The sequence below is a fragment of the Mesorhizobium sp. WSM2240 genome (assembly GCF_040438645.1).
Classification (GTDB): Bacteria; Pseudomonadota; Alphaproteobacteria; order Rhizobiales; family Rhizobiaceae; genus Allomesorhizobium.
Window position 1 is genome coordinate 3685353 of the sequence record NZ_CP159253.1, and the last position, 21423, is coordinate 3706775.

General features: G+C 63.0%; 20 protein-coding genes and 4 pseudogenes. 12 read left to right on the plus strand and 12 right to left on the minus strand.

The features are described 5' to 3' along the window. The first annotated feature begins 14 nt into the window (after positions 1-14). The gene (locus ABVK50_RS18180) at positions 15-734 is read left to right on the plus strand and encodes a hypothetical protein (RefSeq protein ID WP_353645239.1); all 720 of its coding nucleotides are present in this window, start codon (positions 15-17) and stop codon (positions 732-734) included. A gap of 62 nt (positions 735-796) precedes the next feature. Here the strand turns inward: ABVK50_RS18180 and ABVK50_RS18185 are convergent, their stop codons facing one another. Genes ABVK50_RS18185 through ABVK50_RS18195 form a run of 3 tightly spaced genes read right to left on the minus strand, consistent with a single transcriptional unit; the run spans position 797 to position 4172 of the window. Continuing rightward, on the minus strand, positions 797-2290 hold the full coding sequence (locus ABVK50_RS18185) for an FGGY-family carbohydrate kinase (RefSeq protein ID WP_353645238.1): 1494 nt from the start codon (positions 2288-2290) through the stop codon (positions 797-799). Next, positions 2287-3414 (minus strand): M42 family metallopeptidase, encoded by a 1128-nt coding sequence (locus tag ABVK50_RS18190; RefSeq protein WP_353645237.1) that lies wholly within the window; start codon positions 3412-3414, stop codon positions 2287-2289. Before ABVK50_RS18190 ends, ABVK50_RS18185 begins: the two co-directional genes overlap by 4 nt. Next, the gene (locus ABVK50_RS18195; RefSeq protein WP_353645894.1) at positions 3411-4172 is read right to left on the minus strand and encodes a BtpA/SgcQ family protein; all 762 of its coding nucleotides are present in this window, start codon (positions 4170-4172) and stop codon (positions 3411-3413) included. Before ABVK50_RS18195 ends, ABVK50_RS18190 begins: the two co-directional genes overlap by 4 nt. Before the next feature lie 143 nt (positions 4173-4315). Here ABVK50_RS18195 and ABVK50_RS18200 point away from each other — a divergent pair. Further along, positions 4316-5627: pseudogene (locus ABVK50_RS18200) on the plus strand (sorbosone dehydrogenase family protein). Between the two features lie 119 nt (positions 5628-5746). Here the strand turns inward: ABVK50_RS18200 and ABVK50_RS18205 are convergent. Beyond that, a complete protein-coding gene (locus tag ABVK50_RS18205; protein ID WP_353645236.1) occupies positions 5747-5953 on the minus strand; it encodes a LacI family DNA-binding transcriptional regulator in 207 nt (68 codons plus the stop codon). 49 nt (positions 5954-6002) lie between these two features. After that, positions 6003-6509 (minus strand): annotated as a pseudogene (locus tag ABVK50_RS18210) (ABC transporter permease); the annotation flags it as partial. 212 nt (positions 6510-6721) lie between these two features. On the opposite strand from ABVK50_RS18210, the gene iolG reads away from it, so the two are divergent. Together iolG and ABVK50_RS18220 are read left to right on the plus strand one after the other, a co-directional pair. Next, on the plus strand, positions 6722-7723 hold the full coding sequence (gene iolG, locus ABVK50_RS18215) for an inositol 2-dehydrogenase (RefSeq protein WP_353645235.1): 1002 nt from the start codon (positions 6722-6724) through the stop codon (positions 7721-7723). Positions 7724-7997: 274 nt separating this feature from the next. Beyond that, complete coding sequence (locus ABVK50_RS18220; RefSeq protein WP_353645234.1) at positions 7998-9626, plus strand: GMC family oxidoreductase; 1629 nt, start codon at positions 7998-8000, stop codon at positions 9624-9626. Positions 9627-9839: 213 nt separating this feature from the next. Here the strand turns inward: ABVK50_RS18220 and ABVK50_RS18225 are convergent, their stop codons facing one another. From ABVK50_RS18225 to ABVK50_RS18245, 5 genes and pseudogenes are all read right to left on the minus strand, one after another. Further along, positions 9840-10109 (minus strand): hypothetical protein, encoded by a 270-nt coding sequence (locus ABVK50_RS18225; protein WP_353645233.1) that lies wholly within the window; start codon positions 10107-10109, stop codon positions 9840-9842. Positions 10110-10180: 71 nt separating this feature from the next. Then, on the minus strand, positions 10181-10687 hold the full coding sequence (locus tag ABVK50_RS18230; RefSeq protein WP_353645232.1) for a DoxX family protein: 507 nt from the start codon (positions 10685-10687) through the stop codon (positions 10181-10183). 2 nt (positions 10688-10689) lie between these two features. After that, a complete protein-coding gene (locus ABVK50_RS18235) occupies positions 10690-11490 on the minus strand; it encodes a DNA-binding domain-containing protein (RefSeq protein WP_353645231.1) in 801 nt (266 codons plus the stop codon). Then, positions 11477-12397 (minus strand): DUF692 domain-containing protein, encoded by a 921-nt coding sequence (locus ABVK50_RS18240; RefSeq protein ID WP_353645230.1) that lies wholly within the window; start codon positions 12395-12397, stop codon positions 11477-11479. The genes ABVK50_RS18235 and ABVK50_RS18240 overlap by 14 nt, the downstream gene beginning before the upstream one ends. 31 nt (positions 12398-12428) lie before the next feature. Continuing rightward, a pseudogene (locus ABVK50_RS18245) lies at positions 12429-12751 on the minus strand (DUF2282 domain-containing protein). 194 nt (positions 12752-12945) lie between these two features. Here ABVK50_RS18245 and ABVK50_RS18250 point away from each other — a divergent pair. Together ABVK50_RS18250 and ABVK50_RS18255 are read left to right on the plus strand one after the other, a co-directional pair. After that, complete coding sequence (locus ABVK50_RS18250) at positions 12946-13482, plus strand: sigma-70 family RNA polymerase sigma factor (protein WP_353645228.1); 537 nt, start codon at positions 12946-12948, stop codon at positions 13480-13482. A 1-nt stretch (position 13483) separates the two neighbouring features. Continuing rightward, complete coding sequence (locus ABVK50_RS18255) at positions 13484-14122, plus strand: NrsF family protein (RefSeq protein ID WP_353645227.1); 639 nt, start codon at positions 13484-13486, stop codon at positions 14120-14122. A gap of 58 nt (positions 14123-14180) precedes the next feature. On the opposite strand, the gene ABVK50_RS18260 is transcribed toward ABVK50_RS18255, so the two are convergent. After that, positions 14181-15110: a LysR substrate-binding domain-containing protein gene (locus tag ABVK50_RS18260; RefSeq protein WP_353645226.1), complete on the minus strand. Its 930-nt coding sequence runs from the start codon at positions 15108-15110 to the stop codon at positions 14181-14183. Positions 15111-15208: 98 nt separating this feature from the next. On the opposite strand from ABVK50_RS18260, the gene ABVK50_RS18265 reads away from it, so the two are divergent. Genes ABVK50_RS18265 through ABVK50_RS18285 form a run of 5 tightly spaced genes read left to right on the plus strand, consistent with a single transcriptional unit; the run spans position 15209 to position 20227 of the window. Further along, the gene (locus ABVK50_RS18265) at positions 15209-16393 is read left to right on the plus strand and encodes a CoA transferase (RefSeq protein ID WP_353645225.1); all 1185 of its coding nucleotides are present in this window, start codon (positions 15209-15211) and stop codon (positions 16391-16393) included. After that, complete coding sequence (locus ABVK50_RS18270; RefSeq protein ID WP_353645224.1) at positions 16390-17334, plus strand: hydroxymethylglutaryl-CoA lyase; 945 nt, start codon at positions 16390-16392, stop codon at positions 17332-17334. Before ABVK50_RS18265 ends, ABVK50_RS18270 begins: the two co-directional genes overlap by 4 nt. Positions 17335-17381: 47 nt before the next feature. Next, positions 17382-18374, plus strand: coding sequence for a TRAP transporter substrate-binding protein DctP (gene dctP, locus ABVK50_RS18275; RefSeq protein WP_353645223.1), 993 nt, complete (start codon positions 17382-17384; stop codon positions 18372-18374). A gap of 9 nt (positions 18375-18383) precedes the next feature. Continuing rightward, positions 18384-18944: a TRAP transporter small permease gene (locus ABVK50_RS18280; protein WP_353645222.1), complete on the plus strand. Its 561-nt coding sequence runs from the start codon at positions 18384-18386 to the stop codon at positions 18942-18944. After that, the gene (locus ABVK50_RS18285) at positions 18941-20227 is read left to right on the plus strand and encodes a TRAP transporter large permease (RefSeq protein WP_353645221.1); all 1287 of its coding nucleotides are present in this window, start codon (positions 18941-18943) and stop codon (positions 20225-20227) included. The genes ABVK50_RS18280 and ABVK50_RS18285 overlap by 4 nt, the downstream gene beginning before the upstream one ends. 96 nt (positions 20228-20323) lie before the next feature. On the opposite strand, the pseudogene ABVK50_RS18290 reads toward ABVK50_RS18285, so the two are convergent. Further along, positions 20324-20807: pseudogene (locus tag ABVK50_RS18290) on the minus strand (SRPBCC family protein). 303 nt (positions 20808-21110) lie between these two features. Between ABVK50_RS18290 and ABVK50_RS18295 the strand changes: the two are divergent. Further along, positions 21111-21374: a helix-turn-helix transcriptional regulator gene (locus ABVK50_RS18295; RefSeq protein WP_353645220.1), complete on the plus strand. Its 264-nt coding sequence runs from the start codon at positions 21111-21113 to the stop codon at positions 21372-21374. The last annotated feature ends 49 nt before the right edge of the window (positions 21375-21423 follow it).

Genomic DNA, 21423 nt, shown 5'->3' on the forward strand with positions numbered 1-21423 from the left:
GGAAGGAGGCGGCGATGGACTGGAATGCGGCGATCGAGAAGAATCGCGAGGCGCTGAAGCGCATTCTTGCCACGCTTGTCGCGATGGCTGCCCTGGCCGGCGGCGCCACCCTGCCGCGCCATCTCCACCGCGCCGTGCTCAGGCTGCTGCGTCCGGCCGAAGCCGCAGCGCGGCGGCTGATCATTGTGACGGCGCGCGGCCTCGTGGTGGCATTGCCGCAGGCGCGCCCGCGCAAGCCGAAGCTCAAGTCCCTGACCTGGCGCGACGCAGGCCGCGCCGGCGTCCCGGCGCCGTCGGAAAACCTTGCCCCACGCGCCCTGCCGCTGCCCCTGCTCGATCCGCTGCCGCGGTGGGGCCGCCGCGCGAGGCCGGCGGCCAGCGGCGTGCCGCGCATCTCGGTTCCCGGCTTCACCAGGCTCTTCCGCGTCCGCCCCCAGTCGCCCGACGATCCGATCGACGCGACGCGGCTGGCCTCGCGCCTGGAGGCGCTGGCCTCGGCGCTCGACGACCTGCCGGGCCAGGCCCGGCGCTTCGCCCGCTGGCGGGCACGCCGCGACGCAGCGGGCGCGCAAGCCCGGCAAGGTCGCCATGCAGGCCGGGCCCGCCGCCTGTGGCCGTTGCGCCCCGGGCGCCCGCCAGGTGGCCGCCGCAGGCCCGTTCATGAGGTCCACGAGGTTCTGAACGTCGTGCACGGGCTTGCCTTCTGGGCACTGCAGTCAACCGACACGTCCTAAAGGGCTTTGCTGGATGCGAAAAGCGTTGGACGTACGGACGACCTGGAATCATCGGTTCCGTATCATGTCAGCTCGGCCATCAGGTCCCTGTTGCGTGCGTAGAGTTCCTTGAATATGCGGTATTGGCGGTCATAGATCCCGCGGTGCCTGGGCTGCGGAACAATTCGCCTTTCCTCCGGATTCCAGCCGAGAATATCCCTTTTCCTGACGTCGCCGACGCCGAGGGCCGCGAGGAACGCGTCGCCGTAGCTCGCGCCGATCGTCTTGCGGCGAACCGTCTGGGCCATGGCTGAAATGTCGGACACCGCCTGCGACCAGACGCGGTTCTTCGTGCCGCCGCCGACCGCAAGCAGCGAGCGCGGCATGTGGCCGATATCGCGATACGTCTCGATGATGTGATTGGTCCCGCAGGCGATGCCTTCGAGCAAAGCTCGATACAAGTCGCCGCGGCTGTGAGTGAGATTGAGGCCGAAGATCGTTCCCTTGGCGTCGGGGTCATGGATCGGCGTCCGTTCCCCCGAAAAATAGGGCAGCATGACAAGGCCATTCGCGCCGGGCGGCGAGGCTTCCGCCTCCCGGGCCAGCTTTGCAAAGGCCTCGTCGGGGGCGAGGTCGCGTGCAGCCTGATCGCGAAACCAATGCGTCAGCGTGCCGCTGGTCGCCAGTCCCGCCATCGAAGCGTGCTCGCCAGGAAAGAGCCATGGCGCATACCACAGCCTTGCATCCTCGATACGGTCCTTCGACAGCATGATCGTAAAGATGGTGGAACCGTACATCACCATCATGTCGCCTGTCCGCACGACCCCGACGCTCAGCGCCTCGGCAGCCGCGTCGATGGTGCCTGCGATCACGGGCGTCCCCTTGGCGAGCCCGGTGGCGCGCGCCGCCCTCGCGGTTACGTGGCCGGCTATGCCCGTCGTCCACATGATTTTCGGCAGACGCTCCGTTTCGATGATGCCGGGCGCGAGTTCGGTGCTCCAGCCCTGCTGGTCGATAAGATAGAGCGGCGAGAAATTGGCGGCCGAATAGTGGTCGATGACGCATTGGCCAGTCAGCTTCTGGACCAGATACGTGGTGGAGGTGACGATCTTCGCCGCCTTCCGGAAGATCTCCGGCCGGTTCTTCTTCAGCCACAGGATCTTCGGTCCGACCGATTGCGAGGTCAGCGCGTTGCCGCAGCGGTTGAGTATGCGCTCGGCACCGATCGTTGCGTCGAGTTCCTCGATCTCCTTTGCCGCGCGTGTGTCGACGCCGTAGAGCGCCGCATTCGACAGCGCCTCACCATCCTCGTCCACCGGCAGCATACATGGTCCGATGGCGCTCGCCCCGACAGCGCGAATGGAATTTGGAGCGATCCCGCTGTCGGCGAGCATCTTCTTGCAGATGAAGGTGAAGTCGCCCCACCAATCCTGCTTTGGCCGATGCTCCGCCCAGCCGGGCTGCGGCACCAGCATCTTGTGCGGCTTCGACGCGCTGGCGACGACGCGGCCCGATGTGTCGACGATGACGCCTTTCGATTCGAAGGTCCCGATGTCGATGCCGAGATAATGGTTCATTCGTAGTCGTCGCGGGCGAGGCTGAAGCCGCTATCGATCGATGCGATCCCTTCGACCAGCAGCGTCGTCAGGCGTCCCAAATCTCCGAGATCGCAGACTTCGAGCGAGGAATGCGAGTAGCGCATCGGAAAGCCGAGATCGATGGAGGCGACTCCCTGGCCGACGAGCTGCACATAGGACGAATCCGTCAGCGCGCCGGTGTGCGCGCTTCGTTGCAGCGGGATATTGATACGCCGGCTTGCGCCGTCGAACAGCGACACCAGCGCCGGATGCGGGATCGTGCCGTTGAGCGTTCCGCGGCCGTGGAATGAATAAAGACTCATCGCCGGCCCGCCACCCAGTCTTACGTCCCCGCGATAGGCCATGTCCGGCGTATCGGTGGCCAGCAGCAAGTCGATTTGGATGGCGATGTCCGGCTGCAGCGCCTGCGCCGCCGTCAGCGCTCCGCGCAGGTTGAACTCCTCCTGCACTGAAAAAACGAAATGCACCGTCGGCCGTTTCGGCCGCGCCATAAGCTGTCCTGCGACTTCGACGATGACCGCGCAGCCGGCACGGTCGTCGATGGACGTGCCGGCGATGCGGTCTTGTGAGAGTTCGACGCAGTGCGGTCGATAGACGACCGGGGAACCTATGTCGATACCGGCGGCGAGGACCTCGTCCCTACTGGCAAAGCCGGCATCAATGTAGAGATCCTGGTATGGTACGACCTTGTATTTCTCATCGGGCGTGGTCGCGTGGTGGCTCTTGTTGGCGATGACACCCGGCCTGTCGCGCCCTTCGCTGACACATATCAGCACTTCCTGTGAGGGCAACGCGCGCTCGGGGACCCCGCCAAGCCGCTCGACCCGGATAAAGCCGTCAGCCTCGATCTTGCGGACGACAAAGCCAAGCTGATCCATGTGTGTGAACAGCATGACTGACGGCGCGCCGTGGTCACCGTCGAGCGTTGCGATCAAATTTCCCAGTCGGTCGGTTCGCGTCGACAGGCCGAGGGTTTTTAGCAAGCCGGCGATATGGCGGCGCACCCTCCCTTCATGGCCGGATAGGCCGGGGATAAGCATCAGGTCGCAAAGAAGCGCCCTCAGGCGCGCCTCAACCTCGCCGGAACGTTGGTCCGCCTTCATGCGCCGCGAGCCGCGCGCGCCAGGCGCATGAATTCGGCCGCGCGGTCCGGATCGACCGGGTTCCAGGTGTTGCCGTCGACCTTGAGTGAAGAGCCGACGATGCAGCCGTCGGCAATCTTCAGGACATCGGCAACGGTCGCGTGCTTGACGCCGGTGTTGGCGAGGACCGGCGTTTCCGGCAGCACCTTCTTCACAGCCTCGAGATCGCTCAGCGCCGCAGCTTCGCCCGTGATCTGGCCCGAGACAAGTATCGCGTCCGGAATGCTCGAAAACACAGCGCTGCGCGCACGGTCGGGCAGGCTGCGCCGGTCAAGCGAATGGGCGAATTCGGCCGATACGTTGTAAAGCAATGCAAGATCCTGCCTGTGCAGCCTGTCGCGATACCGCATCGCCTTGCCGGCATCCGGGGTCCACGGTCCCATGTCGGAGGCATAGGTGCCGGTGAATATCTCGCGCACGAAGGCGGCTCCGGTCGCCGCCGCAAGCGCAATGGAAGACATGGGGTCCCACAGCACATTCACGCCGAAGGGAACGTCTATCCTGTCGCGCACCCGGCCGATGGCGTAGGCCATGGTCGCGGTCGAAGCGGCATCGACCTCGAACTCGTACGGCCGGTCGTTCTCGTTACCGAACATGATCGCATCGAAGCCGGCTTTTTGCAGGGCTTCTATGTCCTTGCCGATGCCCTCGATAAGACCGTCGACCCCACGCTCGGTGTCGTACAGCGGTGATCCAGGCAGTGCGCCGAAATGCACCATGCCTATCACTGGCTTGCCCGCGCCGAAAACCTGCCTGAACTTTTGCGTCACTGGCCCTCCCCATGTGCTTTCATTGATGCTAGCAACCGCTGGAATCCATGTCCAATGGTTCGCAACTTCCACTAACCCAGATAGGGAATGCAATGAGCGCGTCTGGCATTTTCGCTCGAATAGTCGCGCTGATCGGCGCCGTAGCGATACTTTTGCGGCACCGGGGCGACGGTTCGCAAGAGCAGGCCTTTGGCAGCGCGCCAACGATCCCGGCAGCAAGGCCTCAGGGTATCCCGACCCTTAAGATGCCGACGGCAAAAGGATGGACTGCCGGGCAGACGCCGGTCGCGGCGGCGGGGCTCCAGGTGAACGCCTTCGCAGCCGGACTGAAGCATCCGCGCTGGATTCATGTCTTGCCGAACGGCGACGTGCTGACGGCGGAGGCGCTGAGCGTGCCGGGAGGAATCAAATCTGCTTTCGACTACGCCATGTTCAGCACGATGAAACGCGCCGCGGCGGTGGGGGATAGCCCGAACCGTATCACGCTGCTGCGTGACTCTGATGGCGATGGAGTGGCCGAAACCCGCGACGTGTTCCTCGATGGACTGAATCAGCCGTTCGGCATGACGCTGCTGGGTGATACATTCTATGTCGGCAACACCGATGGCGTGATGGCTTTCCCCCACGCGAACGGAGATACCCGCATCAGCGAGGGGGGACGGAAGCTGGTGGACCTGAAGCCGGGCGGGCATTGGACGCGAAGCCTGCTTGCAAGTCCCGACGGGCGGAAGCTCTATATCGGCGTCGGCTCGCTCAGCAATATCGGCGACAGCGGCATGGCCGTTGAGGAAGGCCGCGCGGCCATCCACGAACTCGACCTCGAGAGCGGCAGGAGCCGCATCTTCGCCTCCGGCCTGCGCAACCCTGTCGGCATGGCGTGGGAGCCGACGGCGGGGGCTCTCTGGACTGTGGTCAATGAGCGCGACGGGTTGGGCGACGAAACGCCTCCTGATTATCTGACTTCGGTGCGCGACGGCGGCTTCTACGGCTGGCCCTATTGCTATTGGAACAGGATCGTCGACGACCGGGTGCCGCAGGACCCGGCCATGGTCGCAAAGGCCATCACACCGGATTTCGCCCTCGGCGGCCACACCGCGTCGCTCGGCCTCTGCTGGCTTCCCGCCGGCACGCTGCCAGGCTTTCCGGACGGCATGGTCATCGGACAGCATGGTTCCTGGAATCGCAGCAAACTGAGCGGCTACAAGGTCGTCTTCGTGCCCTTCGTGAATGGACGCCCGTCCGGGCCGCCCCGCGACATTCTGACCGGCTTCCTCTCCCCGGACGAGCGAGCCTCCTACGGACGCCCCTGTGGGCGTTACCATTGGCCCGGACGGGTCGCTGTTGGTGGCGGACGATGTGGGCGACGTGATCTGGCGCGTGACGGCTGAGCCCGGCGCCACCTGAAGGACCGGAGCGATTCACGTAGGTCGCTTCAGGCTTGCCATCGTTCGCCTCGTGAGGATCCGAATTCGCGACCTCCAGTCGTCGAGGCAGGCGCTGGCGGCGGTCCCACAACGTTCCAGTCAGCCGCGATCGCCTACGCGCGCGAGGTTTATCTTCCGTTCGTTGATTTTCCGGATCGCGTCCATCACGGTTCGCGAAGTGGACGACGAAACCTTTGGCTGCCCCTTCAGCACGCGGTGCACCGTTGCGACGCCGACGCTGGCCGCCTCCGCGATTTCCTTGACGGTTCCCAGGCGTTCGAGCCCAATCGCCGGTTCGTATGCCATCTCTATTCTCCTTGGCCGCGATGAGAAACGACAGGGCCGCGCGGCCGCGTCAGGTCTTGCGCTTCTTGTGGCGATAGACGTCCACGACCACGGCCGCGACGATGATCATGCCCTTGACGATCTCCTGGTAGTAGGCGTCGACCCTGAGAAAGGTGAAACCGGAGGTCATGACCCCCAGGATGATCGTGCCTATGACCGTGCCGGTGATGCGGCCGACGCCGCCGGCGAGCGACGCACCGCCGATGACGGCCGCCGCGATCGCATCCAGTTCATAGATCACGCCCATGCCTGCCTGCGCGGTCTGGGCGCGTGCGGCGGTGACAATGCCCGCGAGCCCCGCCAACAGCCCCGCGATCGCATAGACGTAGCGCGTGTAGCGGAGCGCGACATGAAAGATCGCCGCGATCGTGAGGAACACCACGACCGGCCAGATGCCCGTGCCGATGAAGGTGAAGTCTTCGGTGAGGCCGGAGACCGGCTGGCCTTTAGTGTACTATTTCGAAACACCGCGCGCCGACACCATCATGCCGAGCGTCGCGATGAACGGCGGAATCCTAGGAAGACCGTCTGGACAATGTCGGCCAGATCCGCGCATTGCTGAGCGCGGGCTATGCGGGCCCGCTCTCTTTCGAGCCGTTCTCGCCGGCCGTCCATGAATGCAACGACCCCGCACAGGCGCTCGCAGACAGCATCGCTTTCATTCGAGCCCGGCTGTAAGACGCTCGAACGACACGTTCGACATTGGCCATAGCTGTTATGAGGTGAGGAATGACGATCGGTTTTGCACTGCTGGGCGCCGGGCGCATCGGCAAGGTTCACGCCAAGGCGGTGGGCTCCAACCCGCAGGCGCGGCTGGTGGCGGTGGCGGACGCTTTCGAAAAAGCCGCCAGCGACCTCGCCGGAGCCTATGGCGCGGAGGTGCGTTCGATCGACGAGGTCGAAAGGTCGCCGGACGTCGATGCCGTCATCATCTGCACGCCGACCGACACCCATGCCGATTTAATCGAGCGCTTCGCCAGGGCGGGCAAGGCGATCTTCTGCGAAAAGCCTATCGACCTCGACGTCAAACGGGTCAGGGAATGTCTTTCCGTGGTCGAGAAGACCGGCGCGACGCTGATGGTCGGCTTCAACCGCCGTTTCGACCCGCATTTCATGGCCGTCCGCCAGGCGATCGATGACGGCGCGATCGGCGATGTCGAGATGGTGACGATCACCTCGCGCGACCCGGGCGCGCCGCCCTACGACTACATCACCCGCTCCGGCGGCATCTTCCGTGATATGACGATACACGATTTCGACATGGCGCGGTTCCTGCTGGCCGAGGAGCCGGTGTCGGTATCAGCGCATGCGTCGGTACTCGTCGACGAAAAGATCGGCGAACTCGGCGACTTCGACAGTGTCAGCGTCATCCTGTCCACCGCCTCGGGTAAGCAGTGCATCATCTCGAATTCGCGCCGCGCTACCTATGGTTACGACCAGCGCGTCGAGGCGCACGGCTCGAAAGGAATGATCGCCGCCGAAAACCAGCGCCCCGTGTCGATCGAGATCGCCAATGGGCAGGGCTACACCCGCCCGCCCCTCCACGATTTTTTCATGACCCGCTACCTCGACGCCTATGCCAACGAGATCGCAAGTTTCATCGCGACGGTGAATCCCGGGGCGAAGCCTTCGCCTAGCGGCCATGACGGCCTGGTGGCGCTGATTCTCGCCGACGCTGCGCTGAAATCGGCGAAGCAGGGCACGACGGTCCAGGTCGAGAATCTCGACTGAAGCAAGCGACGTTGCGGTTGCACCAGGCGCGCCTCGATCGACTTCATCATTCCGATCGGCCGCTTGCTCGGCTACCGGACCACAGCGACGACAGCCATGCCGGTGGCAAAGAAACAGGACCTCGCCGGGAGAAAGCGGGGCATTGCAGTCATGACCTGCCCCATCGAGTCGGCTCGGGCGCGCCGGACGATTACGATGGCCTCGGAGAAACGTCGTTGCGTTGTTGGCGGGCTTGGGGTTTGTTCGCCGACATCGGCCAACCTGACATTTTTGCATGATTTTTGAGAATCCCGAGGCGGACATCCCATCCAGTGCGGACGTATGCATTGTGGGCGCGGGACCCGTCGGATTGGCGCTCGCCCTTAAATGTGCCAGCCAAGGGCTTACGGCGGTTGTACTTGAAGCTGGAGGCAGCGAAGGCGTTAACCGCAACAATACGGCCCTCGGTGGGCTTGAAATAGTAACGCCGCATCATGCAGCCCCGGAACTCATCCGTGCTCAAGGAATCGGTGGCACGTCGCGGCTGTGGGGCGGTCGCTGCGTAACTCTGGACGACATCGATTTCGAACCGCGCCTTCATGTGCCATTTTCAGGCTGGCCAATCCGACCCGCCGAAATTGCCGCATATTATGACGAAGCGCTGGCGTTTCTTGGATGCGACGTCGGTTCCGGAATTTGGCCGGACGAATATTCGAGAGCGGAAGGCGATATCTCGCACGGCACGTTGGAACGCTGGAGCGCCGCCCCTGATTTGAGCCGGCTTCATCGGGCGCCGCTGCGCAAATCGCGGAATGTCACAATCTACACGAACTGCACCGTCACCGGCATCAGGCTCGACCCGGAGGGGGCACATGCCGTTGCGCTATCTGTCCAATCGCGTAGCGGCCGCTCCTTCGAAGTTGAAGCCAAGACGTTTGTGCTGGCCGCCGGCGGGCTGGAGAACGCTCGGCTGCTTCTGGTGGCGCAACGAGATTGGCCGCAGAAATTCGGCGGGCCGGATGGCGCTCTCGGGCGCTTCTACTGTGGGCATTTGACCGGTTACCTCGCTGCGATCCGCTTCAATGATCAGAATTTCGCGAGACGGTTATGGTATCAACGAAATCGTGACGGCTCCCAACTACGGCGGCGGCTGGCTCTGAGCCGGGACGCGCAGCTGCAACACCGGCTGCTCAACACTGCGTTCTGGCTGGACAGTTATTCGGTAGCCGATCCAGCGCATGGCAGCGGCGCCTTGTCGCTAGTCTATGTCGGGCTCTCGATGCTTGGGCTTCATCCCCGGCTCGGCAACAGACTGGCGCCCTCGCCGACCGAGCCGCAATCCCGCAGCTACCGGCTGCATCTATCGAATGTGCGCAGCGACCCCAAGCTGATTGCAGGCACCCTGCACGTGATCTCGCAGCTGATGCGCAAGCGCCTCGGACAACGGATGTTCGCGCTGTTCAATCCTGGAAATCGCTACCTGCTACGCTACCACGCCGAGCAGGCGCCGAACCCGGAAAGCCGGGTTCAACTGGATGAGAAACACATTGGCTCCTTACCCGGTCTGCGTGTGGATTTCAGGATCCACCAGCAGGACATTGAATCCGTAGTCAGGTCGCACGAGATCCTGGACAGATGCCTGCAGGAGCAAGGCACCGGCCGCCTCGACTTTCTGGCAGGCCCGGAAAGCCGGAGCGAAGTCGTGCTCAAACAGGCGCTCGACGGCTATCATCAAATCGGGCTGACCCGAATGTCCGAAAGCCCGGCGGACGGCGTCGTCGATCGCGACTGTCGGGTCCACGGCACGGTTAACCTGTTCATTGCCGGCAGCTCGGTGTTCCCCACCGCCGGGCAGGCCAATCCCACGCTTCCGGCAGTGGCGCTTGCGCTAAGGTTGGGCGACCTTCTGCCCCGGCTGCCGTAGGTGACTTACGCGGATTTTGACTCGGTTCCGCAATGAATTCGGCGAATAGGTTGCCGAGATACGCGACAGCCCGTGCACCGCGAAATCTCCCGGATTACCACGCCTCGACCAGGATTCCGCTGGACCAACAAGTCTGTCACACTGTTCCCATGCGATGGCGATTCGCCATTGCCGTGATGACAGCGCGGGTGAGGTATGATTCCAAACCGACAGTTACGGACTGGATGCGAGATCACGGTTCCGTTCGAGGTTTCGATCGAAATCCGAGCATGCAAGGGCGGCGAGACCCGCTGCGTCCAGACGCTCACGCAGCACATGGAGCAATGTCAGGCCTGCGGCATCGCAGTTCCCGGTGACCTCATCGATCATCCCTGCTTCGGCTTTGATGCGGGTTGCCTGTCGGCCGAGGAGGAGCTTGAGGGCGGCCGGATAGCCGGCGTTGGTGAAAACCGGCTTCGTTAAATTTGAAGCAATAGCGTCCACTTCGCTCCAAGGCGGCCGCCCGCTTCGCCTTTGCAGCGGGCCATCCGCCTAATGAGAAACCGGCCAACCTGTTATTGGCCCGCGATGCGCCGTGCGATCAGGTGATCCAGCGAAATCCGCCCCGGTCCCCAGGCCATGATGCCCAGCGCCATCGCCGCCCAGGTTATATGCAGCGGCCAGCCGTCCGGCACGGTAAGCTGCACGACCAGCGTCATCAGCAGCAGCGCGAATGCAGCCAGCCGCGTCGCCAGGCCGAAAACCAGCAGAATCGGTAACAGGATTTCGGCCGAGCCGGTGGCGAACGCCACGACCGCAGGTGCGGGGAAGGGATAGGGGCCGCCCGGCAGATGAAGCTGGAACTCTGAGCTGAAAAGCAGCACGGCGACATCGTTCAGTTGCAGGAAGCCATCCCATTTATTCACCCCGGACCGCCAGAAGGGAACCGCAAGGGCGCAACGCAGGGCGAGTTGGGTCAGGGACGGTAGGGCCACCATGCGAATGATGGCGTTTACCCGTTCGGCGAACCAGACGATCCCCCGTTTGCCGTTTCCGGCTGCGGTCTGCCGATCAAAAGTCATCGTCAACCTCCAGAATTTGCAACGGCAAAGGCTCCGGCATCGAGGAGCCCGGCGATATTGGTGGCAAGGTCGAAATCCGGGCTGTCTGCCAGCGCCGCCGCGGCGGCTGCGCCGAGCGGTTCTCCGGCGATGAGGCTCGTCAGAAAGACAGCACCGCCCGCCGGCAGGTGCCTGACGGTCACCTCCTGAACAGGCCTCGTCACCATCGCATCCTCCGGCCCGGCCGCCTCGATCCGCCCGACTGGGCCAGCACTCCGGTTGGCAGCGAAAATGGTCACCGCCGGGTAGTTCGAGCGCACGATCCGGGTCGCCGGATGAGGAATCAGAACGGTGTTGGCCAACCGCTGCGGTGGAATTGACGCCAGAATCTGGGGCGCCAGCGGTTCGGCGTCGGCGGCGTGGTAGGCGTCGAGCCAAGCCCGTTCGATCCGCGCAACGTCCGCCAGCCAGGGCATTTGCCTTGCGTGTTCATAGCCTTCGATAAACGCCGGAAAGTCGCGGCCATATTCGAACAATAGCGGCGAAGTAGGCGGGTTGGCGCGCACGTGAAAGCGCGCCAACGCGCGGAAGAAATCCGCGCCCGTGATGCGCATCGTCGCGGGAAACGAAGCCGCCAGCGCATCGATCAGGCTGACCGTCACATTGTTGCGGTAGACGTTGTAGCGCTTTCCGGCCGCCTTGCCGTTCGGCCCGGCGATCGAGGCGGGAGTGGCGCTGGCAGGATCGAGCAGGGCGGGAGCAAAGACAGCCGCATAGCAACGCCGGCTGCCGAAATCCTGCTCGCGATATTCAACGGACTGCATGGGCTTTTCCGGCTGCAAAACGTTGCGCATTACGGTCCAGGATCGCCTGAGCGGCGGCGGCTTCCGCCTTGAGGATGGGCCAGTCGGGGATGTCGCTGTCCCACTCGACCAGGGTCGGGATGGGTCCGCACTCGCCTGTCACGAGATCGAAGAGTTTCCAGACCGCGTCGGCCACAGGTCCGTCATGGCTGTCGATGAGCAGGAGATCGCCTTCGTCGTCTTTCTGTTCGGCGTGCCCGGCCAGATGGATTTCGCCGACATGTTCGAGCGGAAAATCGGCGAGATAGCTCAGCGCGGAGTAGCCTTGATTGGTGGCCGAAACGAAGACGTTGTTGACGTCGAGCAGCAGGCCGCAGCCGGTGCGCCCGACCAGGCCGCGGATGAAATCGGCCTCTCTCATTGTCGATTCTCGGAAGACGACATAGGTCGACGGGTTCTCGAGCAAGATCGGGCGACCGATCGCCTCCTGCACTTCGTCAATGTGATCGGCGACGCGGGCGAGCGTCGCCGACGTGTAGGGCAGAGGCAGCAGATCGTTGAAGTAAGTCGTGTCGTGCGTCGACCAGGCCAGGTGCTCGGAAACGAGCGCCGGCTCGTAGCGGTCGATGAGCGCCTTGAAGCGCGCGAGATGCGCCTTGTCGAGCGGCTGTGGTCCGCCGATCGACATGCATACCCCGTGGAGCGACACCGGGTAGTCGTGCCGGATCCGGGTGAGAGCATGGTGAGGGGCCCCGCCCGCCCCCATGTAGTTTTCGGCATGGACCTCGAAGAAGCCGCCCTGCCCGCCGTTGGCGAGGATGGCCGGCAGATGCTCATGTTTGAGGCTCGTGCCCGCGAGCCCAGCGACGGGATGTGTCGGAAAGCGGAGCGCTTCTGAAGCGGGCGAAGCCGGGGCCAGAACATTCATCGTCGCCTCCGCTTTCGGGCTTGCATCCGGCTCAGGATGGGACGTCGCGCGCCAGCGGTTCCAGCGAGCCCTGGCGGTCTCCCGGCAAATCCATCGTAGTGCAGGTGCCGCCGTCCACGAACGTCCAGGCATTGCCCTGGTAATCGACGGTCGAGGTGCCCTGGCAGGTCGTGCCCGGACCAGCCGCGCAATCGTTCTGACCCTTCAAGGCCACGCCGTAGCACTTCTCCTTGCCCGCATCCATCGCCGCCTTCACTTCCGATTCCGACAGGGGGCGGCGGTGGCAAAGGACGCGAGCGCGGTCGCGACTGCGCCGGCCAGCATTGCAGCGCTCACGGTTGATTTCATATGCATGTTTTCTTCTCCCGTTGGGTTGGTCAGCGCACCGCTCTTTGGGCGCGCAATGGTCAGTTCGATCCCGATGGGCCGTGTGTTACGTCGCCGTGGTCACACAAATTCGTGATCGCCGGCAGTGGCGGTTTGGACAAAATTTTGCCGACGCCGTAACAAAGGGGCACGCGCAAACGTAACTCGGGAGCAAGGCAGGCTTGGACGGCAGCGAAGAAAGCGAACTTGCCCGGCTGATGCGCGCCGCGATCGCGGGAGATGAAAGAGCTTATGGCGAATTTCTCCAGCGGGCGGCCTGCCGCGTGCGCGGCTTTGCCCGGCGGAAGGTCGCGGGGGGCGGGATCGACCCGGAGGATATCGTGCAGGAGACCCTGCTTGCGATCCACATGAAACGCCACACATGGCGGGACGACGCGCCGGTGATGCCATGGCTTTACGCAATTGCGCGCTACAAGCTTATCGACGCCTTTCGCCGCCGCGGCCGCCGGGCGGAGGTGGAGATGGGCGAGATTTTGGAGAGTTTCGCCGAGCCGGAAGCCGAGACCGTCAGCGACCGCGAGATCGGCCGGGCCTTGGAGACACTTGCACCCGGCCAGCGTTCTGTCGTGGCGGCGATTTCCGTCGACGGCCGTTCGATCAGCGAAACGGCGAAAAATCTTGGCATGAGCGAGACGGCGGTGCGGGTATCACTCCATCGCGGCCTGGCGGCGATCGCCAGGCGGTTTGGACGGAGTTGAGATGGACACGCACGACCTGATCAAGGCCCTGGCAGCGGACACGCGACGCCCCGCAGCCTCCCTCTCGTCCGTGTGGTGGGGGGCAGCCGTCCTTGCGGTCGCTTTTGCCGCCGTCGTTTTCTTTGTGACGCTCGGCCCAAGACCCGACATCGCTGCCGCTGCCGAAACACCCCGCTTCCTGTTCAAATTCGTTGCCACCGTCACGCTGGCGGCAAGCGCATTCGGCCTGGCGCGCGCGCTGTCGCGCCCGGGCAAAAGCTGGCGCAGGGCGATACCTTTTCTAGCCACCGCGCCAGTGCTTGTCGCTATTGCGGTCATCGTCGAACTCATTGCGCTGCCGCGGGACGCATGGTCGGCCAGGATGGTCGGCACGAACAGCCTGGTCTGCCTGACCTATATACCGCTGATCGGCATCGGCCCCCTCGCCATCTTCCTGCTGGCCTTGCGGCAGGGCGCGCCGACCAGGCCGCGGCTCGCGGGGGCGGTTGCGGGACTGGTTGCCGGCGGCATCGCCGCCACTCTCTACGCCGCCCACTGCACCGACGACTCGCCGCTTTTCGTCGCCACCTGGTATACTGTCGCCATCGCCGGGCTTGCCCTTGTTGGAGCTGCCGCCGCCGATCGCTTCGTCCGTTGGTAGCATGCTGAGCGAGCAGACGCTTTGTTGGGTAGTTGTTACCACCTAGCGCAAAACGCGTTCAGCCCTGCAGGGGAGTTGCTTCCCAAGCACTGTTCTGCACCGACTGCCTCAAAAGCTTGAGTATCAGGGCGCGCACGGCTTCGAGCGCATAGGTCGCCGGCCGGTCCGCCATCTGGCAGAGGTACAACGTTCGTGACAGCTCGGGATCGGTGATTGCGCGAAAATGCAACGATCCGGTTTCAATCAGCTCGTACATGAAAAGCTTGGTGCCGATCGCGCATCCCAGCCCGGCTGCCAATGACGCTCCGATGGCATGGACGGAATTCATCTGCAATTTCGCCCGGCCCTCCAGTTTCTTCAGCAGCCCGACATCGTCCATCAGCGCGCGCGCCGACAGCCCTTGCTTGAGCAGGATCAGGGGGAGGTCAAGGATGTCGGCGAACCTGATCGGATCGTCGGTGTCGCCAATGATGGCGCGGGTTCCGACAAGTACCATCGATTCCTCCAGGACGGCTTCGGTCTTCAGCCGCGTGTCAGCCGGCGGGTTGTAGACCAGCGCCAGGTCGACTTCGGAATCCATCAAGTGCAGAAGCGTCGAGCCAGACAGACTTTCTGACAGAGAAAGCCTGACCTTCGGGTAATCTTCAAGAATCTGCCGGGCGAGCGATACGCCGATCGCCTTGACGGCCGAATAGGCCATGCCGACGGAGACGTCGCCGGCAATGTCATCGCCACCCTCGCGGATGTCTTTTTCCGCCGCCGACATTGCCTTCAGGATTGATTTCGCGTGCGTATAGAGGCGCTCTCCGGCGGCCGTGGCTTGCATGCCGCGGGGTTTGCGAACGAACAACGCCGTCGACAGCTCAGCTTCCAGATTGCCGAGATGGTGGCTGAGCGCCGACACGGCGACGCGGCACTCCACTGCGGCGCCGGCAAGCGTTCCCTGCTCGTAAATGGCCGCGAAGTAGCGGAGTTGGCGTGAATCCATACCGTTCTATAAAACAGAATGCAGAGTTATAAACATTATAATTTTGCTACTGCCTCGACAAGGCTATGGTCGCGCCTCCGTTGAGAGGAAGGGAACCAATGGCCGAAACCTTCAGGCCGCTAGAGGGCATCAAGGTCGTCGAGATGAGCCACATGATCATGGGCCCATCCTGCGGCATGTTCCTGGGCATGCTCGGCGCCGACGTGGTCAAGATCGAGCCGCCAGAAGGCGACAAGACGCGCAATCTCACCGGCATGGGAACCCCGTTTTTTCCATTGTTCAACCGTGGCAAGAAATCGGTACAACTCGATCTGAAGACCGAGGCTGGGCGCAAGGCGCTCGACCGCCTGCTGGCCAACGCCGATGTCTTCGTCGAGAATTTTCGCGACTCTTCGCTTTCAAAAATGGGCGCCGACCTCGGGGACCTGCGGGCACGTTTTCCAGAGCTCATCCTTGCCTCGCACAAGGGTTTTCTGAGCGGTCCATATCAGGAGCGGACCGCGCTCGACGAAGTCGTGCAGATGATGACGGGGCTGGCCTACATGACCGGACCAACCGGCCGGCCCTTGCGCGTTGGTTCGTCGGCGAACGACATCATGGGCGGGCTGTTCGGGGCCTTCTCGGTGCTGGCCGCACTGCTGGAACGCAAGGAAACCGGCAAAGGGCGCAATCTGCGGATCGGGCTGTTCGAAAATTGTCTGCTGCTGGTTGCGCAGCACATGGTGCAGTTCGAGCTCGAAGGTACCAACCCGCCGCCGATGCCCGAACGGACTTTCTCCTGGCCGGTCTACGATATTTTCCTGACCGCCGACGAGCGGCAGATATTCGTCGGCGCGGTCACCGAAGGCCAGTGGGCGTCACTCTGCAAGCTGCTTGAACTGGACGAGCTTCTTGCGGACCCACGCCTTCAAAAACGGATGGATCAGATCGATGCGCGGTCCTGGACGATCCCGATCGTGGCCAGGGCTATTGCCCGACGTTCGTCAGGGCCTTTGCTCGACGCCTTTGAGAAACTTGGGATTCCCTATTCCCCGATCGCCAAACCATCCGACATGTACGACGACCCTCATGTCATGCGCCCAGGCGGGCTCGTAGCCTCGAACACGCCTGATGGCCGGACGTTTCGCGCACCATCCCTGCCTTTCGACGTCGATGGCGTCATGCTTTCGGCAGGTGGCGATGTGCCAGCGCTCGGACAGGATACGTCGACGGTGCTGTCGGGCCTTGGCCTGAACGAAGCCGATATTGCGGCAGCGCGTGGTGCGGCAAGGGAGGCTGCATGAGGAGCATCGCCAGCATCTATCCGAACGATCGTGCCAGCCTGCGCGAGGTCGGACTTCGCGATGGGCTACAGTTGGTGAAATCCTATCCCTCCACCGCCGCCAAACTTGATTGGCTGACGCGCGAACATGCGGCTGGCGTGCGCCACTTCGAGGTCGGATCCTTTCTGCCGGCGGCGCGCATGCCGCAGTTCGCCGACATACGGGAGATGATTGCGGAAGTCGAAAATCTCGACGGAGCGCATTCTGCGGCGCTGGCCCTTAACGAACGCGGCGCCGAAGACGCCATCGGGACCGAAGTCGGCGAAATCGTCTGCGTCGTTTCGGCGACGGAGGAGCACAGCCAGGCCAACATGCGCCGCTCGCGCAACGATGCGGTCGCGCTGGTTGGCAAGGTGGCAGCCCTTCGCGAGGAGCGCGGACACAAGGCGATCGTCAATGCCGGTATCGCTATGGCCTTCGGCTGCTCGATTGCAGGCAGGGTAAATCCAGCCGAAGTGCTGCGTCTGGCGCAAGCGTGCCTTAACGCCGGCGCCGATATAGTCGGCATCGCCGACACGGTGGGTTTCGCCGGGCCGAAGCAGGTCGCCGAATTATCCGTCGGGATGGCAAGGCTGTGTGGCGAACGACCTTTCATCGTTCATCTGCACGACACCCGGGGAATGGGCATCGCCAATGCTTCGGCCGCACTGGATGCAGGTTGCCGCGTCCTCGACGGTTCGTTGGGCGGGCTCGGCGGCTGTCCGTTCGCACCGGGCGCGACCGGCAATGTCGTGTTCGAGGACCTTGTGTTCCTGTGTGAGACCAAGGGCTTTCGCACCGGCATAGACCTCGATGCGCTGACGGCCGTACGCTCGATCCCGCAGGCCGAGATGCCTCGGGAGCAATTTTACGGCGGCATCGCCAGGGCTGGACCGCCACGAACATTCGAATGGCGCGCCTGACCGGGAGGGTCGGACGGTATACACAATCATCTCAGGGAGGAAATAAAATGCGCAACACGACACTCTTCATGACAGCGGCGACGCTGTCGCTTACCGTTGCAGGCGCGGCTGAGGCGGCCACTGCCATGCGCTGCAGCCATCAGCTGCCGCCCGCGCATCACATCGCAGTGGTGGTCGACAAATGGGCCGCCGAAGTCGAAAAGCTCTCGGAAGGCGAACTCGACGTTCAGGTGTTCGGCGCCGACAGCCTCGTGAAGGCGAACGACAACATCCTTTCTGTCGCCAAGGGCGACATCGAATGTGCTTTCTCGCTCAACTTCCAGTGGGGCAAGACGCTGCCCATCATGAACGTTACTGTCGGCCCTTACACAATGTCGTCCATCGAGGCCTGGAAGAAATGGCCGACGTCGGAAGCCGCGGCCTTCCTTGAGGAGAAACTGGCGGAGAAGGGCGTCAAGAACATCGCCTGGATGTTCCAGACCAACGTCAGCGTCTTCACGTCCAAGGGCAAGCCGTTGCTCAAACCCGACGATTTCAAGGGCATCAAGATGCGCGGCATCGGCCCCGCCTTCGACCGCGGACTTACCGCGATGGGTGCAACCACCGTCGCAATGCCCGGCAGCGAGGTCTATCAGGCGCTGGCGACCGGTGTGATCGACGCCGCGGTGACCGATGTCGCCGCCGCTTATTCACGCAAATATTACGAAGTGCAGGACCACATGACCGTCTTGCCCGTACTTGCGGCGTATTTGCACGGCTATGTCAATCCGGCCTGGTATGAGGGCCTGAGCGACAAGTCGAAAGCTGCCCTGAAGCAGGCCGGCGAAACAGCGGCCGGCTGGGCGCTCGACGCCTCGATAGAGGCATCCGCCGACGCCCCCAAGCAGCTCGAGGAGAAAGGCGTCAAGGTGCACATCGCCACCGATGCCGAGAACGAGGCATTCAAGGCGGCGATGCAGCCGGCTTTCGCGGAAGGATTCGCCGAGGAAGGCGGCGAAGACGGCAAGAAACTGCTCGACCTGGTTGGCAAGCTTCAGTAGCCGGCCACTATGGCGGACGATTTCGAACCGACGGTCATGTCGGACCAGGTCGCGTCTTCGGACGAGGAGGCGCCGCGCGCCTCCTCGCTACTGGAGCGGGTGGTAGCCGCCATGTCGCTCGCCGGCGGAGCGATCAGCTGCCTGATTATCATTGTCGTGCTCGGGCTGACGGCCGTGAGCGTCTTCAACCGGTATTTCCTGGGTCGCCCCATCATGGGCGTCGATGAGGCAACGGGCTTCCTTGTGGTGGCGATCGTTATGTTCGGCGCAGCGGAATCCTTGCGGCGCGGCGATCACATCCGCATCGATATCCTGTTCGATCATCTCGGTCCCAGGCTGCACTGGTGGCTGGAACTATGGTCGTTCCTCGCGGTGCTTGTGGTTGCCGCGCTGTTGTTGATCACTTCCTGGCACACCGTGCTCTTCTCGCGCATGTTCGGCGCTTATTCGACCGGCTATCTCAGCATCCCAATGTGGATCCCTCAGTCGACAATGGTCATCGGCGCCATTCTACTCGGCTTGGTCGCGCTGTCGATGGCGCTGCGCCTTTTCAGGGTGCCGAAACGATGACCATCGTTCTGATCCTGGGCTTCCTCGTCATTCTGCTCCTGACGGGCATGCCGATTTTCGCGGCGCTAGCGCTGTCGTCACTTGCCATCCTTGCCATCTTCGAAGGCAAGATCGAAAGCATGGCGGACACTGTCTTTGCCAGCCTCAACAATCCGCTGCTTGCCACCATACCGATGTTCGCCTTCATGGCGCATGTGATGATCAAGGCCAAGGTCGTCGACGACCTTTTTGATATGGCCAATAAGCTGGTCGGTCATATCAAGGGAGGTCTCGGCTTCGCGACCATCCTGTCCTGCACGATATTTTCCACGATCTCGGGTTCGTCAGTCGCCACCGCGCTCACCATCGGCTCGACCGCGATCCCGCAGATGCAGCGCTTCGGTTACCGGCCGCGAGACACCTACGGCATCATTGCCGCCGGCGGCACACTGGGCATCCTGATCCCGCCATCCGGGCCGATGATCCTCTATGCGATCGTCACCGACGCTTCGATCGGTGCCTTGTTCCTGGCCGGCTTTATCCCAGGGCTGATCATGGCGGCGACCTTCGCTGTCTTCTCCTGGTTCCAGGCGAACGCGCATGGCGAGACCAGAGCCCAGGCGTGGCCGGGCACACGCAATGTGCTAGCCGCGCTGTGGAAATCGATCTGGGCAGTGATGATGCCGCCCATTATTCTCGGCGGCATCTATCTCGGCATCTTCACTGCCGCGGAAGCAGCGGCTGTCGGCGCCGTCTATGCGCTGGCGGTGGCGCTTCTGGTCTACCGCAATGTCTCGGCGGCCGACCTTTGGGACTGCACCTGGCAGACGATGCGCACCAGCGCAATGCTGTTCATGATCATCGCCGCGGCAGGACTGTTCGGCCACGCCGTCACGATCATCCGGCTTCCAGCCGAGATCATGGAAGGCGTCACCGCGCTCGGTCTGTCGCAGACCGGCTTCATCTTGGTCGTCATGGTGGCGATCTTCATTCTCGGCATGTTCCTGGAAACCATCGCCATTATCCTGATCACCACGCCCATCATCATGCCGTCCATGTTGGCGCTCGACATCAATCCGATCTGGTATGGCGTCATGCTGATGGTCAACCTCGAACTGGCGCTGATCACGCCACCGGTCGGCATGAATCTGTTCGTGCTGAAAGGCATTGCCAACGCCCGCTTATCGGAAATCGTCCGCGGCGCCGCACCTTATGTGCTTCTGATGATCGCGGGTCTCTTCGTGATCTGGCTGTTTCCGCAGCTGTCGCTCTGGCTGCCGGAAAACGCCGGTTTCGGACGATGAGATCTGCTCCGCGAAAGGGCGGCATTGGCAGGCCTCGATAAGGACGACTTGTCAAGGGTTTCGGTTGGCGCTTCGGAATAGTGGTGACTTGCCGGTTCAGAGCGTCCGAGCGAGGACTTCGAGCTGGCCTGCCGTCTGTTTCCAGCCTTCATGGAAGCCCATCTCCTCATGCTGTTTCCGCGCCTCCTCGTTCCAGTGCAGAGCGCGCACGACATAGCGGGCCTTGCCGCCCTCATCGGACATCTCGATGATCGTGGTCATGAAGGGGGCTACCGAGGGTTGGCCGGAGGGGATCCAGCCGGAGGTAAAGGCGTTGGTGAACACCAGCCGCCGCTCCGGAACCGCTTCCAGGAATACGCCGACGCCGTCGGACTCCTCGCCGTCCGGGCCGCGCATGACTACATGAGATGCGCCGCCGGGGCGCGGGCTTCAGAGTCTTCACCTCGGTCGTCCAGAACCTGGGGTGGAACCATTGCTCCAGCAGCTTGGGCTCCGTCCAGCAACGCCACACATTTGCGCGCGCCGCGTCCAGCAGGCGCTCCAGCCGCAGCTCGTATCCTTCAGTTTTTTCGATGGTCATCGGCTTTCCTCGTTTCCCTCGTTCAGCCAAAGTTGCGAGCCGGCCGAGGCCTCCTTGCCATATCGACGATACCGGACTTGTCCACGGCAGGAACATTCACCATAATGGTGTGGCGCGTATCCCAGCCTCATCGATGGGCGCGCGCAACATCGGATGAGGCCCCCTTTCGGCCTGTTTTCGTCCGTTCCAAATCGGCCGCCAACGTTTTGAGTCCGCAACCGGCCGACTTTTCGACAGTGAAACTGGCGTGCTCCGGGAAATTTCCCGGTCTACGCCAGCCGTCTGATTTTTTTGGAGAAACACATGAGTCACTCGAGCGATATCGTGCTCCCCGAGGCCGTTTCCAGCGCCATGGCCAATGGAATGCACATCGTCCGTGCGTACCGGGAGCATCTCGGATACACAGTTGAAGATGTGGCCGTCACCAGCGGCCTGATCGTCGAGGAAATCGAAAAGATTGAGGCAGGTCACCGGTTCGAAAAGGGATACCGGGACCGGATTGCCCGTGCGCTCGGCTTGCCGGACGGCATTTTTGACCGGGAAGCTGACATCCCTGAGGCCGCTTGACGGCACTGGCCTCGCCATCCGGCGCGAGGCCGCTACACCGCAGGCTTAT

Bases quoted from the DNA above. Each gene is read 5' to 3' on its own strand.
- ABVK50_RS18185 (WP_353645238.1), bottom strand. From the start codon at position 2,290: ATGAACCATTATCTCGGCATCGACATCGGGACCTTCGAATCGAAAGGC.
- ABVK50_RS18260 (WP_353645226.1), bottom strand. From the start codon at position 15,110: ATGGATTCACGCCAACTCCGCTACTTCGCGGCCATTTACGAGCAGGGA.
- ABVK50_RS18195 (WP_353645894.1), bottom strand. From the start codon at position 4,172: ATGGTGCATTTCGGCGCACTGCCTGGATCACCGCTGTACGACACCGAG.
- ABVK50_RS18205 (WP_353645236.1), bottom strand. From the start codon at position 5,953: ATGGCATACGAACCGGCGATTGGGCTCGAACGCCTGGGAACCGTCAAG.
- ABVK50_RS18285 (WP_353645221.1), top strand. From the start codon at position 18,941: ATGACCATCGTTCTGATCCTGGGCTTCCTCGTCATTCTGCTCCTGACG.
- ABVK50_RS18270 (WP_353645224.1), top strand. From the start codon at position 16,390: ATGAGGAGCATCGCCAGCATCTATCCGAACGATCGTGCCAGCCTGCGC.
- ABVK50_RS18230 (WP_353645232.1), bottom strand. From the start codon at position 10,687: ATGACTTTTGATCGGCAGACCGCAGCCGGAAACGGCAAACGGGGGATC.
- ABVK50_RS18280 (WP_353645222.1), top strand. From the start codon at position 18,384: ATGGCGGACGATTTCGAACCGACGGTCATGTCGGACCAGGTCGCGTCT.
- ABVK50_RS18190 (WP_353645237.1), bottom strand. From the start codon at position 3,414: ATGAAGGCGGACCAACGTTCCGGCGAGGTTGAGGCGCGCCTGAGGGCG.
- ABVK50_RS18240 (WP_353645230.1), bottom strand. From the start codon at position 12,397: ATGAATGTTCTGGCCCCGGCTTCGCCCGCTTCAGAAGCGCTCCGCTTT.
- ABVK50_RS18220 (WP_353645234.1), top strand. From the start codon at position 7,998: ATGATTTTTGAGAATCCCGAGGCGGACATCCCATCCAGTGCGGACGTA.
- ABVK50_RS18180 (WP_353645239.1), top strand. From the start codon at position 15: ATGGACTGGAATGCGGCGATCGAGAAGAATCGCGAGGCGCTGAAGCGC.
- ABVK50_RS18255 (WP_353645227.1), top strand. From the start codon at position 13,484: ATGGACACGCACGACCTGATCAAGGCCCTGGCAGCGGACACGCGACGC.
- dctP (WP_353645223.1), top strand. From the start codon at position 17,382: ATGCGCAACACGACACTCTTCATGACAGCGGCGACGCTGTCGCTTACC.
- iolG (WP_353645235.1), top strand. From the start codon at position 6,722: ATGACGATCGGTTTTGCACTGCTGGGCGCCGGGCGCATCGGCAAGGTT.
- ABVK50_RS18235 (WP_353645231.1), bottom strand. From the start codon at position 11,490: ATGCAGTCCGTTGAATATCGCGAGCAGGATTTCGGCAGCCGGCGTTGC.
- ABVK50_RS18265 (WP_353645225.1), top strand. From the start codon at position 15,209: ATGGCCGAAACCTTCAGGCCGCTAGAGGGCATCAAGGTCGTCGAGATG.
- ABVK50_RS18295 (WP_353645220.1), top strand. From the start codon at position 21,111: ATGAGTCACTCGAGCGATATCGTGCTCCCCGAGGCCGTTTCCAGCGCC.